Here is a 16,760-nt window from a genome sequence, read left to right as displayed (position 1 = left end):
CATTCCTATAAAACGTTGTAAAGGGGATAAACATGCAGGAAGGTAGCACGTTATATAAACACTCCATGCTTAAGGAAGGTTCATTAGAAGGGAAAGTTGCCATAATTACCGGGGGCGCGACTGGGCTGGGTAAAGCAATGGCATTGGAATTTGCAAGACTGGGTGCCAATATCGTGATTGCAAGCAGAAACAAAGAAAACTTAACAAAGGCTGAGGAAGAAATCTCAAAGCTCGGAACAAAGGTTTTATCGGTTCAAACTGACGTACGTGTTCCCGATCAAGTAAATAACCTGGTCCAAAGCACGGTTGAACAATTTGGTGAGGTTCATATTCTAGTTAATAATGCAGCCGGCAACTTTCGGGTGAAAACAATGGACATGTCTGTGAACGCCTGGAATGCTGTCATCAATATCGTATTAAATGGTACGTTTTATTGCAGCCAGGCAGTAGGCAGGCAAATGGCAAAGCAAGGAAGCGGCGGGGCGATATTAAATATTGGTTCCGTCCATGCCTGGACGGGGAGCCCATTAACTGCGCATTCTGCCGCAGCGAAAGCGGGTGTATTGGCCTTAACCAAGACTTTGGCAGTTGAATGGGCACCCTATCAAATTCGGACCAACATGATTGCTCCCGGACCGATTGCAGATACCGGTGCGGTAACCCAGTTATGGCCCACACCGGAAGACGCATCGTTGATTTTAAATAACATTCCTGCTCAACGATTTGGGCATTTACAAGAAATTGCGAACTTAGCTGCCTACCTTGTCAGTGATTATGCAAGTTATGTATCTGGTGCATGTTATGTCGTTGATGGAGCAGGATGGTTGAATAAAGGAAAATACCAGCTGGGGGAGAGTAGGAAAATTGGTATGGGAGACTGATGAGAAAAATAACTAATTTATTATTAGTCATTCTAGGAAACCTCTTAGCTATTGGTTATGTCCTAAAACTTATTTTCAATCTTCATCACCGAGTCGATCTTGTTTTTGCGGCGATCTCAATCTTGCTCCTTCTCATCACATTTTTTAAATCTGGCAGAACCTTTTCCATAATAGCCGGAGTTTTTTTAAGTTTGGGTTTTTGGATATTAATATCAAATCATATTTCATTTGCTGAATATTGGCGTTATTTTGGTACATCCACCAATATCTTAACATTGCTGATCGTTGCTCCCTTATTTTCAATACCTATTAAGTTGGGCGCCTACAATCGAACAGTAGAGGTCATCTTTCGAAATAGGGTTTACCGGCCAAATCATGTTCATGGCCTCTTATCATTTTTTACTTTTTTGCTTAGTTCACTGATGAGTATGGCTGCGATTGCAGTTTCCCATTCTATTTTCCACAACTTGACGAGGAAATTTCCGAAAACCATTTCAGAAAGAATTGAATTTTCTTCGTATGCGAGAGGAAATGCCCTTGCCCTTGTTTGGAGCCCGGTTGGCGTGACCGTGGGTGCTGCTATTTCAGGTACCCATTCCAATCCGGGTTTGGTTATTGGGGTAAGTCTTACCTTTGCAGTTTTCATCATTTTGATCGATTATATGATGGTTTCTACATTTATGAAGAAGAGTAAAGAACAATTAGCAGTCTTCTCCGGTCCCAGTGTTCATCCTGAACCTATTTCATTAAAACATTGGATATCGATTATGACGATTGCATTGGTCATTATCCTTTTTGTCACTGCGACCTTGGTATTACATCACTTATGGAGATTAAATATTATTGATATCGTCATATTATTAATTATTCTTTTTTCGGTTATCTGGTCATTAATCTTAAAAAAAACAAGAAGGCTCATTGTTCAGCTTAAACTGAAAATGACACAAGGGATTTCTGTCCTATCTTCACAATTATTGCTGTTCATTTCTGTCGGATTTTTCACACAAGTATTCATCAATGTCGGGCATCTAGATCAACTGGCATTGATAATCGAGAATCTACAGCATAAACTGGGCCCTTTTATTATCATTTTTATTGTTCTGATTGCTGCCTCAGGCATTCAATTGGGCCTATCGCCAGCCTTAATAGCGGTGCTGATGGTTGAAACTATTCCATTTGATGCTTTGCACATTCGGCCGGAATGGTTTGCTTTTGCAGTGGCAGCAGGGGCATTGTCTTTAGCGGCAGCTAGTCCCTTTTCAGTAACTGTCAATAGTGTCTCACCTGTTTTACAAAGGATTCAAACAGATATTTCTAAAAAGAACTATGGTTTTTCCATTATGATGTTATGCATGGTTAACATTTGGGTATTGATCCTACAGTATCTATTTCCTTAAAAACTATTTTCATTAGAGAGTGGGAATCCATTTGAAGTCGTATCGCATCGCAGCACTTCCGGGTGATGGGATTGGTCCGGAAGTTATAAATCAAGGGATTAAAGTGATTAAAGCATTGGAAACTAAATTCAAGCATCTTCATTTTGAGATTCAGAGTTTACCAGTTGGCGGCCAAGGGATTGACTTATGTGGAATGCCTGTCCCTCCCGAGACGCTAAAAGGCTGTCAAGAGGCAGACGCTGTATTATTAGGCGCGGTGGGAGGACCCAAATGGGATAATCTCCCCAATAAACAACGACCAGAACAGAGTTTGTTAACCTTAAGGTCACAGGTAGTGGGTGCATTTGCAAATGTCCGTCCAGCTTCCCTAAGCAATTCTTTATCGCATTTATCATGCCTTAAAAGGGAAAATCTTGGCCAGGGCATCGACCTGGTACTCATTCGCGATATGTCTGCAGGCATTTTTTATGGCAAGCCAAGCGGCAGGGAATCGAGAAATGGTGAGGCGATTGCCTATGATACGATGAGTTTTTTTCAAAGTGAGGTAGAACGAATTGCACGACTGGGATTCCAATTAGCCAGAACGAGAAAAAAAAAGCTTACCTCTGTTGACCAGGCAAATGTATTGGAGAATTCCAGGCTCTGGCGTGAAGTCGTTTCCGAAATCTCGAAAGAATATCCTGATGTGGAAGTCGAGCACCTCTATGTAGATAATTGTGCATTTGCATTAGTTAAAAAACCTTGGTTATTCGATGTCATTATAACAGAAGGAATGCTTGGCGGAATATTAAGCGATGTCGTCGGAGGTTCGGTCGGATCTATTGGAATGTTAGCATCCGCAAGTGTTGGGAGCAGTAAAAAGGGGTTATTTGAGCCGATTCATGGTTCTGCCCCTCGTATAGCCGGACAGGACAAGGCTAATCCTATTGCAACGATTCGTGCTGTGGCATTTATGCTGGAATATTCCATTGGCCTCACAAAAGAAGCTAGCTTCATTGAAAGAGCAATAGAAGAGACTCTTCAAGAAGGCTGGGGAACTTATGACATTGTTACTGATAAGAAAAAATTAGTAAGTACGTCCCAAATGGGAGATTTGATTACGAAGAAAATATTGCAGAATACGATTATGAATGTTTGATATATGTGCCATTTTACGAGGAGGTTTTGCAGATGGATTTTGATTATTTATTAATAGAAAAGATAGGTAATATTCAAATTATCCGGCTAAATGAACCAAATAAACGTAATGCCCTGGTAATCGAGATGCGAAAGGAACTGTTTCGGGCTTTTTCACAAGCAGAACAAGATGAAGACATTAAAACGATTATATTGACAGGAGAAGGAAAAGCATTTTCAGCGGGCGGAGATCTCTCTACAATCCGAAAATCAAAACCTCTTGAAACCATAAAAAGATTGCAATCCTCACACCCGCTGATTATGAAAATGGTGGAAATGGAAAAGCCAATAATTGCAGCGGTAAACGGGGCAGCTGCTGGAGCGGGTTTTAGCCTTGCATTGTTATGTGATGTTATTTTTGCGTCTGAACAAGCGTTTTTTGTCCAGAGTTTTGTGAATATTGGATTAATTCCAGACTTTGCTGCGATGCATTTTCTTCCGATGTTAGTCGGCCCGCACAAAGCAAAAGAACTCATGTTTATGGGTGAGCGGATATCCGCAGAAGAAGCCCACCGAATTGGGATTGTTAATCGGGTGGTGCCAGTTGAAACACTATTAGCAGAAGCAATCGAATTTGCAGAAAAGTTGGCAAAAAAACCACCAATTTCAGTCGGAATGACAAAAAAAATCATGAATCAGCATATCAACCGTGATTTAAAAGTTTTATTGGAGTTGGAAGCCCAAGGACAGGATTTATGCAGTCAAACAGAAGATTTCAAAGAAGGCGTTAATGCGTTTTTTGAAAAAAGAGAACCTAATTTTCTAGGAAAATAGATGGAAAGGAGGATTATTCATGATTTATGATTGCGCAATTATAGGTGCAGGCTCGGCAGGATTATCTGCAGCCATTTATACTGGCCGGGCACAATTAACCGCTATTTTAATTGATGCAAATTTGGCAGGGGGACAATTAGGAGAAACGGAATTGGTTGAGAACTATCCGGGCTTTCCCGAAGGTATTGACGGACCGGAACTAATGGCACGGATGCTGGAGCAAGCCACTAAATTTGGAACTGAGATTGATTTGGGTTATGTTCAAGGGATTTCCAAAACAAATGGCATCTTCCAATTACATAAAGATGATGGAAGTGTAATAGAATCCAAAACAGTTATTTTAGCAACCGGGTCTACCCATAATAAGCTGGGCGTTCCAGGTGAAGAAGAATTCTCAGGAAGGGGTGTATCCTATTGTGCAACTTGTGACGGTGCTTATTTTATGGACAAGGAGCTGGTTGTAGTAGGGGGAGGAGATGCTGCATTAGATGAAGGGATTTTCTTAACACGGTATGCAAAGGTTACAATCGCACACCGAAGGGACCAACTCCGGGCAAGCAAGATTTTACAGGACCGGGCTTTAAAAAATGAAAAAATAGACTTTATTTGGAATGCCACGCTTAAAGAAATCCGCGGCACGAACTACGTAGAGTCAGTCCTGTTAAATAAAAATGGAAAAGAAGAAGAATGGAAGACAAATGGCGTGTTTATTTATGTCGGCTCGAAACCAAATTCACAAATGGTAAAAGATCTCCCGGAAATTTTAGATGAGCAAGGCTATGTTAAAACAGATATTCGCATGGAAACTTCGATAAAGGGCTTGTTCGCAGCCGGCGATTTGCGTGTTGGTTCGGTCAGGCAGGCTGGATCAGCTGTTGGAGATGGAATTACTGCTGCAATTGAGGTTCAAAAGTTTTTGGAAGAAAACAATTGATGATCCCTTATATTATGAATGTTAGAGGAGGATGGATATGATTCGTGTATTGAATCCGAAACCAGAAGAAATTAGAGCTAGCCTAGTTATTACAGCTGCAAATGAAACAGGAGATCGTAACATAGTGAAAAGGATTAAGGAGGATGAACAGAGCAGCCTTGTTTTAGGAATAATCAGCAATAATAAATGGAACGTTGACCCTTTTTTGGGTGAAATTGAGAAATCCCTTCAGAAAGATTTTAAGGGTTTGGAATTTGTTCATCAGAAAAAGCTAAATGCTTCACAAACCGTCAGTAGAGACTTAGTATCGCCAATTGTGGAACGAACCCATTTTGCAATTACCGGCATTGGTGACTGAGGGTCATGTACATCGTGCAGTGTGCGCGACGGAATTATTTTGGAAGGATTAGGCATTAAATCAGTTGTATTAATTACAGAAGCATTCCGGCGAGAAGCTTTAGCGCAAATCAAGGCGTTAAAAAGGGAAGATTTGGAAATTGTGTTCGTCCCTCACCCAATTGCTGGGTTAAAAGTGGAGGAAGTGGTGGAAATTGCCCATCAATATTATCCACAAATAAAAGAGGCCCTTATAAGAAATGGTTTTAAACAGGAGGTTACCGCATGAGCAATTTGGGTGTTTCTTCAAAAATTTTAACGATTGAAGATGGGCTTTTCGAAGAGGCGTGGTACGATGGACTTCCTGTTGTGCCCCCAACACGGGAAAGAGTGGATGAGGTCTTAAAGGAAGTTGACCGCGACCCTCTAGAAATTGTAGGAATTATCCCGCCCATGATGGGTGTAGCGACTGTTGAAAAAGTGGCTATTCATATGGTGATGGCTGGCTGCAAGCCAGAATATGCACCTGTTGTTTTTACAGCATTAGAGACCATGTTAAAGCCCACCTTTAATTTAAATGGCGTGCAGGCAACTACGCATAATTGTGCTCCTTTGCTCGTTGTCAGCGGATCAATTGTAAAAAAGCTTGGAATCAATTTCGGCAGTAATGTTTTTGGATCGGGATTTAGAGCAAATGCCACGATTGGCCGGGCAATTCGCCTCATTTTATTGAACTTGGGAGGGGCGATTCCCGGGGAATTGGACAACTCTACATTTGGCCATCCAGGGAAATTTTCCTTTTGTATAGCAGAGGACGAAGAATCAAATCCGTGGGCAAGCTTGCATGAAGATTATGGGCTCGCACGCGATGCCAGCGCTGCAACAATCTTTGCCTGTGAGGCGCCACACAGTGTAAATGATCACATTAATCATCATGCAAAAGGGATTTTGGCAACAATCGCCGATACCATGGCAACATTAGGTAATAATAATTTGCATTGCCATGGAGATGTGATGGTGGTTATCAGCCCAGAGCATGCAGCAACCATTGCAAAAGACCATTGGACAAAACAGGATGTTAAAGAGTTTTTGTTTGAAAAAGCCCGTGTCCCCATGCATCTGGCAAAGACGGGTGGCATGTACAGTAAGGAAAATAAAGAGGCGTTTTGGCCCAAGTGGCTTCAAGAAGCTGATGATAGTGAAATGGTCCCGCTCGTTAAAAGCCCGGATCGTATTGCCGTAACCGTTGCCGGTGGATTAGGACGTTTTTCCATGGTTCTTCACGGCTGGGGATTTGGCGGCGACCTTCATTGTTCCCAGATAAATCCCTACAAATATTAAGTGTAATGATATTAGAGGAGGTATGTAATTGACGGGATTATACTATGAAGATTTTGAGATTGGACATATCTTTTCACATAAGACCGGCCGTACTGTCTATGATTATGACAATGTATTATTCTCTACTCTTACAATGAATCCGCAGCCGTTGCATCTTGATGAAGAGTACTCGTCAAGGGCAGAGTTCGGGAAACCCTTAATGAATAGTCTATTTACCTTAGGTTTAGCCATTGGCCTTACTGTAAACGATACCACACTTGGCACAACTGTCGGAAACCTTGGCTTTGATAAAGTTGAGTTTCCGAAACCCGTATTTGCGGGAGATACCATCTATGTTGAAACGGAAGTACTGAACAAACGTGAATCAAAGTCAAGACCTAAAGAAGGTCTCGTATTTTTAGAACATCGTGCTAGAAATCAACATGAAGAAATTGTGATGTGTTGTCAACGTGTGGCTTTAATGCGAAAAAAACATAACTGATAAGTGCTTTTGAAAATATTTTGAATGAAGTTGTTTAAATGAGTAGCCAATTCTTTTTAAAGGAAGGGATATAATGGATTTTGAATGGACACCGGAGCGAATAACGTTAAAAAAAGAGGTTAGCAGACTTTGCTCACAGTTTGATGATAATTATTGGATGAATTGTGATAATGAACATAGATTTCCTTGGGAATTTTATAACGCCTTTGCGGAGGGCGGCTGGTTAGGGATTGCCATCCCCGAGAAATATGGTGGCGCTGGATTGGGAATAATGGAGGCCTGCATAGTATTAAACGCAGTTGCGGAATCGGGAGCAGGAATGAACGGCGGCACCACCTTGCATCTTTCCATGTTCGGATTAAACCCGGTTGTCAAACATGGTTCCGAGGAAATGAAACAAAAATACCTGCCAGAAGCAGCAAAAGGAAATCTCCATGTTTCATTTGGAGTAACTGAACCGGATGCAGGCTCTGATACTCCAAGCATTTCCACTTTTGCGCGTAAGGACGGGGACCGTTATATCATCAACGGACAAAAGGTTTGGAATACGAAAGCTAAAGAATCTAGTAAAGTATTATTGCTAGCGAGAACAACACCATTAAAAGATTGTAAAAAGAGAACCGAAGGGATGACATTATTTTTAGCAGATCTGGATGAGAGATATACCACTATCAAGGAGATTGAAAAGCTTGGAAGGCATGCGGTGGATTCCAATGAATTATTCATTGAGGACCTGCCAGTTGATGCCAGTGATGTAGTCGGAGAGGTCGGCAGGGGGTTTTATCATTTGTTAGATGGCTTAAATCCGGAACGAATATTGTTAGCTGCTGAATTTTGCGGATTAGGAAGGGCTGCTTTGAAAAAGGCGGTGAAGTATGCAAATGAGAGAGTGGTGTTCAACCGTCCAATCGGGAAGAATCAATCGATTCAGCACCCTCTTGCTGATAGTTATGCAAAGTTAGAGGCAGCTGAGCTTCTTTGGCAGCGTGCTGCTGTAAATTATGATAAGGGGCTTCCTAGCGGCGCTGAAGCCAATACAGCCAAATACATTGCAGGAGAAGTAGTATTTGAAGCTTGTGATAGAGCCTTGCAAACGTTTGGAGGATTCGGTTATGCCAAGGAATTCCATGTTGAAAGATATTGGCGTGAAGCAAGACTATTAAAAATTGCCCCAATCTCTCAGCAGATGGTGCTCAATTATATCAGCGAACACGTCCTTGGCTTGCCTAAATCCTACTAAGAAAAAGCATACATTGGGAGGTTTTGAATTTGTTTAAAGAGTTGCAGCTGCCTTTTGTAGAGCTTCCCAAAAGCGCAGAAGAATTGCGGGCTGAAGTCCGAGATTTTATTAAAGAAGAACTCGCTTCCAAGTCGTTTGCCCCACAATGTGATTCATGGCTGGGCGGTTTTGACCCTGAATTTAGCTTAAAGCTGGGTAAGCGCGGTTGGCTGGGAATGACCTTTCCCAAAAAATATGGAGGACATGAACGGACAGCTTTAGAACGGTTTGTCGTAACAGAAGAACTGTTGGCAGCTGGTGCACCAGTTGCTGCCCATTGGATTGCCGACCGTCAAACAGGACCGCTGCTATTAAAATTTGGTTCGGAAGAACAAAAGCAAAAATACCTTCCCAAATACGCAAATGGCGAGTGGTTCGTAGCGATTGGCCTAAGCGAGCCAAATTCCGGATCTGATTTGGCTTCTGTTTCCACAAAGGCAGAAAGAATCGATGGCGGTTGGAGGATTAATGGAAGCAAAATCTGGACCAGTGGTGCCCACCGTGCCCATCAAATAATTGTCTTTTGCAGGACAGAGCCTCGGACAGAAGATCGCCGGGCCGGCTTCAGCCAGATTATTGTGGATTTATCAACTCCAGGCGTGACCGTTCGGCCGATCCGATTAATGAATGGGGAGCATCACTTTAACGAGGTGATTTTTGAAGATGTAGAAGTGCCTGATTACATGGTTATCGGGACAACAGGGAATGGCTGGAAGCAAGTCATGGCTGATTTAGCTTTTGAAAGAAGCGGTCCCGAAAGATTTCTCAGTACTTTTCCTTTATTTAAGGAATTTATACGTATAGTTGGTGAAAGTCGAGACAAGTCTGTACATGTTGCAATTGGAAACCTTACAACCCGCTTATGGACGCTGCGCCATATGTCGTTAGGGGTCGCTGGTTTGTTGGAGAAGGGCCAATCTCCCGAAATTGCCGCTGCATTAGTGAAGGATTTAGGGACACAATTTGAAAAAGATGTAACTGAAACTATTCGTCTGCTTGTGTCAATTATTCCTTCGGAGACATCAGATTCCCGCTTTGAAGTATTAATGGCTGAAGCCATCTTGCACGCACCGGGATTCACATTGCGCGGTGGAGCAACAGAAATTCTTCGCGGTATTATTGCAAGGGGGTTGGGGGTAAGATGAGTGAAATTCGGGATATTCTTTTAACTACTACTGAAAAAATATTAAAGGATCACTGTACGAAAGAGGTTATCACTAAGGTTGAACAGGGAATTTGGCCGGCTCCATTGTGGGATACATTGGAGGAAACAGGGATAACGAATATATCTATTCCTGTGGAGATGCAAGGATCTGGCGGTTCACTTGGTGATGCGTTAAGTGTATTGCAGGCAGCAGGCCGCTTTGCAGCCCCAATACCTTTAGCAGAGACACTTTTATCAAAATGGGTTCTTTCTACTTGCAACTTACCTTTTCCGGATGGTCCTTTGGCTATTGTTATGCCATCTTCAACTGATTCTGTAAAATTTACGAATACACCTGCTGGTTGGGACATCTCAGGTACTGCAAAAAAGGTTAGTTGGGCGCGCTTTGCAAAGGCTATTGTAGTCTTAGGTTATTGTGGTGATTCTTTAGTTGCTGCACTGCTTCATCCTGATTTATTAACCATTAATAATGGAGAAAACCTGGCAGGCGAGTCATTGGATGAAGTGATTTTTAATCATGTCGGTGTAGAGATAGAGAATGTAAAAACAATGACTTCTCATATGGACGAAACAGCAATTTTCACACGAGCAGCATTAACGCGCATCGCCTTAATGAGCGGGGCTTTAGAGCGAGTTTTAGAATTATCAGTTTCATATGCAAAAGAACGGGAGCAGTTTGGCCGTTCAATTGGGCGTTTCCAAGCTGTCCAGCAGCAATTGGCTATCTTGGCTGGGGAGGTCACTGCAGCTGGGGTAGCGTCAAACATGGCAATTTCAGATTCAGAGGAAGAAGCTTCGTGGCCAAGCATAGCTTTAGCCAAAATTAGATTGGGTCAGGCAGCGGGCACCGTTACACCAATAGCACATCAAATACACGGTGCAATAGGATTCACCGATGAACATGTACTCCAGCAATATACACGTCGCCTTTGGGCTTGGCGTGAAGAGTTTGGTAATGAAACTGTTTGGGCAGCTCGCTTAGGGGAAAGAATCTTATCACATGGATCTGAATCTTTATATCCGCTAGTAACAAACATAAATCAAATTAGATTGTAAATGATTTTCATTTTTTTACTTTAAAGTATTGAATTGGAATATTAATTATCATATAATTTAAATTATTATGAATAGTTAATAAAATTGATGATGAAAAGGAAACGCTTCTTCATGTCAAGCACAGAGAACCTATGGATGCTGAGAATAGGTGTTGACATTTGAGGCTACTCACCTTGGAGTCGACTTCTGAATTAAGTAGGAAGTACGGTTGCAGCCGTAACATTGCAAAGTAAATCTTTTACTTAAAGAGGCCGTATGTTGTGTGCGGTAAAAGAGGGTGGTACCGTGAATTATTTTCGCCCCTCTAAAGTGAAGGTTTTTTTTGTTTTCATAATAGACTTCCTGATGAAAGGGGAATAATAGTGAGTAAAAAAATTTACCTGTTTGACACGTCCTTGAGAGATGGGGAACAAACGCCGGGAGTCAGTCTGAATCTTGCTGAGAAAGTGGAAATTGCCAAGCAATTGGAAAAGGCTGGCATTGATGTGATTGAGGCAGGCTTTGCTGCAGCCTCACCTGGTGACTTGAAGGCGGTTCGCGCCGTTGCTGAAGCAGTTGAAAAACCAATTGTTGTCAGCCTGGCACGGACAAATAAAGAAGATATTGACGCTGTTGTTGAAGCATTAAGTGGAAATAATAATATAGGAATTCATATTTTTATAGCAACTTCTTCAATTCATATGGAAAAGAAATTAAGGATGACAAAAAGCCAGGTATTAGAACAATCTGTTGAAGCAGTACGCTATGCCAGTCAATTCTTTAATCATATTGAGTTTTCTTGTGAGGATTCAACACGTTCAGACCTTGATTTCCTTTGTGAAATTTCTGAACAGGTAATTAAAGCCGGGGCTACGGTTTTAAACTTTCCAGATACGGTTGGCTACATAACACCTTGGGAATATGCCAATCGGTTTTGGACTTTACGCAAACGAGTCAAAGGAATTGAAAATGTCATTTTAAGCTGCCACTGTCACGACGATCTTGGAATGGCCACAATCAATTCACTTGCAGCTATTGAAGCCGGTGTTACTCAGGTTGAAGGGTGTATTAACGGAATCGGAGAACGTGCGGGCAATGTCGCTTTGGAGGAAGTTGCCTTGGCATTAGAGACCCGGTATGACCATTTTCAAAAACGAACTTCTATGGTTTTGAAAGAAATAGCCAAAACTAGTAAATTAGTCAGCAGATTGACCGGAATGCCGGTACCTGCGAATAAAGCTGTAATTGGGGCAAACGCCTTCGCTCATGCATCCGGTGTTCACCAGGATGGGGTCATCAAAGACAAGAGCACGTACGAAATCATGAAACCTGAAACCATTGGATTAGATGAGATAGACCTTGTTCTTGGTAAGCTGTCCGGTCGTAATGCTTTGAAACAAAGACTAATCACTCTGGGATATGATGCTGATGAAGATGAATTAAAAAATATTTTTAAGAAATTCAAAGAACTTGCAGACCGTAAAAAACAAATTTTGGACGAAGATATTATTGCTTTGGTGGATAATCAAAGAAAAAATGAATTGGAATTGTACAAATTGAGAAATATCTCCATTTCATATGATACTTCCAGTCAACCGAATGCATCAGTCCAGTTGTTGAACGATGACGACCAATTACTGAATGGAACCTCATCAGGAAATGGATCAGTAGATGCAATTTTTAATGCGATTGACCAGATTATTGATAAAGATATTGAACTATTAGACTATAAAATTTTGTCGGTTACAAAAGGAAAAGATGCGCAAGGAGAGGTTTTTGTCCAAATCAAAATGGACGATACCCTCGCTCAGGGCCGCGGGATGAGCGTCGATATCCTAGAAGCCAGTGCTGAGGCTTATCTTGCTGCTATTAATAGGATAAAAAATTTAGCCTCTAGTAAGGTCCTTAAGAAAATATAGTAAGTGAACATTGTTTAGATATTGTAAAACAACTGGAATCGAGGTGAGATATTTTATGAAGCCCTATATTGTAAAAAATTTCAAACGGCCAAGTCCACAAATCATTAATAAGTTTAAAGAGTTTGATGTATCTACCGTTTATGAGGCACAAGGGAAAATTGGGCTGATGGAGTACGGATTAATGCCGCTCATAAAAGGGAAGATGATTTGCGGTCCCGCAGTCACTGTTATCTGTCATTCAGGCGATAACTTAATGATTCATGCTGCCCTTGAAGTCTGTCAACCTGGAGATATTCTTGTCATTACAACAATAGGTGAGAGTGTATCAGGTATGATCGGGGAGCTCATGGTAAGAGCAATGATGGAGCAGGATGTCCAAGGAGTCATTATAAATGCTGGCATCCGTGATGCGGAACAAATCAGGAAGCTCGGGTTCCCTATTTGGAGCAAGGTTATCTACTCAGAAGGAACAACTAAAATAAAAGGCGGCTTGGTCAATACCCCAGCTATTTGCAGGGGCACGGAGGTATGCCCCGGAGACCTGATAATGGCTGATGATGATGGAGTGGTTGTAGTAAAAAGCGATTATCTGGAGAAAGTTTCTCACCAATCGGAAAAGAGAGTTTTGGACGAAGAAATCACAAGAAATAGGATTGTTAATGGAGAATTCACCTTAGATATCTTTAATTTGAGGTCTGCAATGATAAAAGAAAATGTAGTATATTACGAAAACCAAGTAGAGGCTGAAAAAGAAATGAAAAAGGTTGAGCTTTAGGCTTCTGAACTTTTGGATGGGGGATAGCGCATGGAAAAGGCGGAAATTTTAAGTCATTTACGGAAATTTGGTACTTCGACAATAAGTGATGCACTGGATCGGTTAGGAATTAATGGCCAATGCTTGGGGATTATGCCGCTGGAACGATCATTTCAATTAACAGGGGAGGCCTTTACAATTCGATATGGCCCCATAAGCGTAGAAGGAGGAACTGTTGGTGATTATATAGATAAACTTGAAGCGGATACGGTTGTTGTCATTGATAATGGCGGACGGAAGGATGTAACTGTTTGGGGTGATCTATTAACTTTAACCGCTCATCAGCATAACCTTGCAGGAACAGTAATCAATGGAGTTTGTCGCGACGTGGACCGTATACTGGAACTAAATTATCCGATTTATAGTCGAGGGAATTGGATGAGAACGGGCAAAGATCGAGTAATGGTTGTGGAGGAAAATGTACCTGTTTCAATTGGCGGCGTCTTGGTTAGTCCCGGGGATTATTTACGTGGAGATGGTGATGGAGTGGTGGCCATTCCAGCATCAAAAGTAGAGCTAGTATTAGAAGCCGCATGGATGATCCATACTGCCGAAGAAAATATTCGCGCTGCTGTATTAAAGGGTGAAAAGTTAAAAGATGCCCGTACAAAAAATTCATACTATAATCTTCAAACTAGAAGTTAAAGTTATGGCTGCCGGGATGGGCAGCCAATTTGTTTTTTGAATTTCGGGTGGGATAAAGGCACCTGCCGGTAAAGAGGAAGCATGTGTTATAAAGAGGGCTATTACATTAATTTAGGGTCCTCCAAAATCATCCTGCTGATGACTAGCCGTTGAATTTCTGAGGCTCCGCCATACAACTCAATAATTCTGGAATCACGGTATAGCCTTTCTATGTCATATTCCGTTGTATAGCCGATTCCACCATGAATTTGTAATGATTCGTTTACAATTTTTTGGCAAACTTCGGATGCATAAACTTTCGCAACGGCCACGTCCATTAAGTAATTTTCGCCTTTTTCGTATTTTATTGCCGCTTCTTGCGCTGCCAGTCTAGCAGTCTTCAAACCTATTGCCATATCAGCCAATTTAAAGGCTATTACCTGATGGCTAGACAAAGAGTTGCCAAAGGTTTTTCTTTTTGTGGCGTAGTCAACTGCTGCTTCATAGGCTGCCATCGATATGCCGATAGCCTGTGAAGCCATCAATATTCTTGAACGATTCAACAATTCCATCGCAATTTTAAAGCCTTCTCCCTCTGAACCTATTAGGTCTTTTGCCGGGATCCGGCATGAACGAAATTGAAGTGAACCTGTAGGCATGCCCCTTTGACCCATTTTATTGTATCTATAAGTTAACTCAAGGCCATTATTTGAGCTGTTTACAATGAAAGCAGAAATTCCTTTATGCTTTTTTTCAGGATTCGTTTTAGCGAAAACTACATATATATCTGCAATTCCATAAAAAGAAATCAGAGTTTTTTCGCCATCTAGAATATAATCATCTCCGTCTCGGACAGCTGTCATTTGAATGGCAGATACATCGGAGCCTGCATCTTTTTCTGTAATGGCAGGAACTCCTATTATTTCACCTGCTGCCATTTTTGGAAGATAAAGCTTTTTTTGATCGTCAGAAGCCCCTGATAAAAATGCGTATGCAGCCATCAGCTGACAAGCAATCATTGAACCTGCACTTGTATTCGCTTTACAAACTTCCTCCATAATATCTTGACACTCAGTTTCACAAACCCCGCTTCCTCCGTAAACTTCAGGTAGTATTGGGGCGATTAATTTACTCTCAATCAACAGTTCCAAAGCCCTGGGATCGTACTCTCCTGTTTTATCCACTTCTCTTGCAATAGGTTGAAGCTTTTCTCCCACTTCTTTTGCTTTTTCCCTCCAGGTAGACTTGGAATGATGAATAATCATAGAATTACTCCTCCTTATTTTCTATCTATATATTCTAACTAGGACTTTAAATCACACCGTTTTTTCGGAAATTATCAATTTCTTCAAAGCTTAAGCCTAAGGACGTCAGTATTTCTTCCGTTTGTTCTCCTAGAGAAGGTGGGGGGAGCCTGACGGTTGCAGGGGTTTCAGATAGTTTTACAGGAAACGCTGGTGTCCTTAAATCTTTTATTTTGGGATGATTGATTCTAACCATCATTTCTCTAGCCACTACTTGAGGAGATGTAAGTGCTTCACCAATTGAATTGATAGGACCGCAAGGAACCCCAGCTTCATCAAGTTTTGTGCATATTTCATCACTGGAAATATTTCTAATTCGCCCACTAAGGATGGGGATGAGTTTTTCTCTGTTTTCTACCCGTAAGCTGTTTGTCTTAAACAAATTGTATTCTAGTAAATCCAACCAGCCCATTGCCTCGCACGTTTTGACCCAAAGTGCATCGTTAGCAGCTGCCAAGATAATATTCTTGTCCTTTGCTTTAAAAACTTGATAAGGAACAAGAGAGTTGTGCCCCTGGCCCATAGGTTTAGCTGATTGGCCCGTAGCATAGAAACCAGTTGCTAAGTGGTTTAGAACCATAATTTGTCCATCCAGTAAACCGCAATCAATAAATTGTCCTTTCCCTGTTTTATCACGTGCCAATAACGCTGCCAATACACCCAAGGCTCCAAGAAAACCTGTTGAAAGATCCACAACTGAAGGGCCTGTTTTGTATGGTACATCTGGCTCTCCTGTTGTGCTCATAAAGCCTGAATATCCTTGTAATAAAAGATCGTATCCTGCACGATATTTTTCAGGGCCTGTCCGCCCGAAACCTGAAATAGACAAGTAAATCAATCGGGGATTGATCTTGAGTAGCGTCTCATAATCAATTCCTAACTTTTCAGTAACACCAGTTCGAAAATTTTCAATTAAGATATCACTTTCTTTTACCAATTCATATACAATTTGTCTCCCTTGTTCGCTTTTGAGATTTAAGGTGATGCTTTTTTTATTGCGGTTTGAACTTAGATAAAAGCAGCTTTCACCATTCCATTCGGGGGGCTTCATATGTCTGGATTCATCGCCTATTCCTGGTTGTTCTACTTTAATAACCTCCGCGCCCAAATCACCCAGCATTTGTCCAGATACAGGACCAGCTAATGTTTTAGCCAATTCCAGAACTTTTATACCTTCTAAAGGCAGATTCATAGTTTTTCACCTCCAACCACATGTTTTAAAACTTTTACTATTTAAGCTTATCACATTAATTATTTGATAATTTTCAAAATTCAGCATATAATTATCGCAAATTATAAT

General features: G+C 41.4%; 16 protein-coding genes and 1 other annotated feature. Of the genes, 14 read left to right on the top strand and 2 right to left on the bottom strand.

The features are described 5' to 3' along the window. The first annotated feature begins 32 nt into the window (after positions 1-32). The 14 genes from BABA_RS13475 (at position 33) to BABA_RS13405 (ending at position 14,177) form a co-directional block, all read left to right on the top strand. Positions 33-881 (top strand): SDR family oxidoreductase, encoded by an 849-nt coding sequence (locus BABA_RS13475; RefSeq protein ID WP_007085747.1) that lies wholly within the window; start codon positions 33-35, stop codon positions 879-881. Beyond that, positions 881-2,278 (top strand): hypothetical protein, encoded by a 1,398-nt coding sequence (locus BABA_RS13470; protein ID WP_007085746.1) that lies wholly within the window; start codon positions 881-883, stop codon positions 2,276-2,278. Before BABA_RS13475 ends, BABA_RS13470 begins: the two co-directional genes overlap by 1 nt. A 31-nt stretch (positions 2,279-2,309) precedes the next feature. After that, positions 2,310-3,416, top strand: a complete 1,107-nt coding sequence (gene leuB / locus BABA_RS13465) for a 3-isopropylmalate dehydrogenase (RefSeq protein ID WP_007085745.1) — start codon at positions 2,310-2,312, stop codon at positions 3,414-3,416. 32 nt (positions 3,417-3,448) lie between these two features. Beyond that, the gene (locus tag BABA_RS13460; protein ID WP_007085744.1) at positions 3,449-4,228 is read left to right on the top strand and encodes an enoyl-CoA hydratase/isomerase family protein; all 780 of its coding nucleotides are present in this window, start codon (positions 3,449-3,451) and stop codon (positions 4,226-4,228) included. A gap of 19 nt (positions 4,229-4,247) precedes the next feature. Further along, positions 4,248-5,162 carry a thioredoxin-disulfide reductase gene (trxB, locus tag BABA_RS13455; protein WP_007085743.1) on the top strand — a complete coding sequence of 305 codons (915 nt, stop codon included), beginning with the start codon at positions 4,248-4,250 and terminating at the stop codon, positions 5,160-5,162. A gap of 37 nt (positions 5,163-5,199) precedes the next feature. Further along, positions 5,200-5,787 carry a UGSC family (seleno)protein gene (locus tag BABA_RS28365; RefSeq protein ID WP_273701420.1) on the top strand — a complete coding sequence of 196 codons (588 nt, stop codon included), beginning with the start codon at positions 5,200-5,202 and terminating at the stop codon, positions 5,785-5,787. Continuing rightward, on the top strand, positions 5,784-6,839 hold the full coding sequence (locus BABA_RS13440; protein WP_007085740.1) for a hypothetical protein: 1,056 nt from the start codon (positions 5,784-5,786) through the stop codon (positions 6,837-6,839). Before BABA_RS28365 ends, BABA_RS13440 begins: the two co-directional genes overlap by 4 nt. A 28-nt stretch (positions 6,840-6,867) precedes the next feature. Next, the gene (locus BABA_RS13435) at positions 6,868-7,320 is read left to right on the top strand and encodes a MaoC family dehydratase (protein WP_007085739.1); all 453 of its coding nucleotides are present in this window, start codon (positions 6,868-6,870) and stop codon (positions 7,318-7,320) included. Positions 7,321-7,393: 73 nt separating this feature from the next. After that, positions 7,394-8,560 (top strand): acyl-CoA dehydrogenase family protein, encoded by a 1,167-nt coding sequence (locus tag BABA_RS13430; RefSeq protein ID WP_007085738.1) that lies wholly within the window; start codon positions 7,394-7,396, stop codon positions 8,558-8,560. A gap of 29 nt (positions 8,561-8,589) precedes the next feature. Further along, positions 8,590-9,744: an acyl-CoA dehydrogenase family protein gene (locus tag BABA_RS13425; RefSeq protein ID WP_007085737.1), complete on the top strand. Its 1,155-nt coding sequence runs from the start codon at positions 8,590-8,592 to the stop codon at positions 9,742-9,744. Continuing rightward, entirely contained in the window at positions 9,741-10,820 is a 1,080-nt protein-coding gene (locus BABA_RS13420) for an acyl-CoA dehydrogenase family protein (RefSeq protein ID WP_007085736.1), read from the top strand. The genes BABA_RS13425 and BABA_RS13420 overlap by 4 nt, the downstream gene beginning before the upstream one ends. Before the next feature lie 81 nt (positions 10,821-10,901). Further along, positions 10,902-11,127: a binding site (T-box leader), on the top strand. A 55-nt stretch (positions 11,128-11,182) separates the two neighbouring features. Beyond that, a complete protein-coding gene (locus BABA_RS13415) occupies positions 11,183-12,718 on the top strand; it encodes a 2-isopropylmalate synthase (RefSeq protein WP_007085735.1) in 1,536 nt (511 codons plus the stop codon). 55 nt (positions 12,719-12,773) lie between these two features. Continuing rightward, positions 12,774-13,493 (top strand): 4-carboxy-4-hydroxy-2-oxoadipate aldolase/oxaloacetate decarboxylase, encoded by a 720-nt coding sequence (locus tag BABA_RS13410; protein ID WP_007085734.1) that lies wholly within the window; start codon positions 12,774-12,776, stop codon positions 13,491-13,493. 30 nt (positions 13,494-13,523) lie between these two features. Next, positions 13,524-14,177 (top strand): RraA family protein, encoded by a 654-nt coding sequence (locus BABA_RS13405; protein WP_007085733.1) that lies wholly within the window; start codon positions 13,524-13,526, stop codon positions 14,175-14,177. Positions 14,178-14,278: 101 nt separating this feature from the next. Here the strand turns inward: BABA_RS13405 and BABA_RS13400 are convergent, their stop codons facing one another. Continuing rightward, positions 14,279-15,421, bottom strand: coding sequence for an acyl-CoA dehydrogenase family protein (locus BABA_RS13400; protein ID WP_007085732.1), 1,143 nt, complete (start codon positions 15,419-15,421; stop codon positions 14,279-14,281). 46 nt (positions 15,422-15,467) lie between these two features. After that, positions 15,468-16,652 (bottom strand): CaiB/BaiF CoA transferase family protein, encoded by a 1,185-nt coding sequence (locus BABA_RS13395; RefSeq protein ID WP_007085731.1) that lies wholly within the window; start codon positions 16,650-16,652, stop codon positions 15,468-15,470. Between the last annotated feature and the right edge of the window lie 108 nt (positions 16,653-16,760).

This window comes from Neobacillus bataviensis LMG 21833 (assembly GCF_000307875.1).
Taxonomy (GTDB): domain Bacteria; phylum Bacillota; class Bacilli; order Bacillales; family Cytobacillaceae; genus Neobacillus; species Neobacillus bataviensis.
This window is presented reverse-complemented; position numbering and strand designations above follow the sequence as displayed.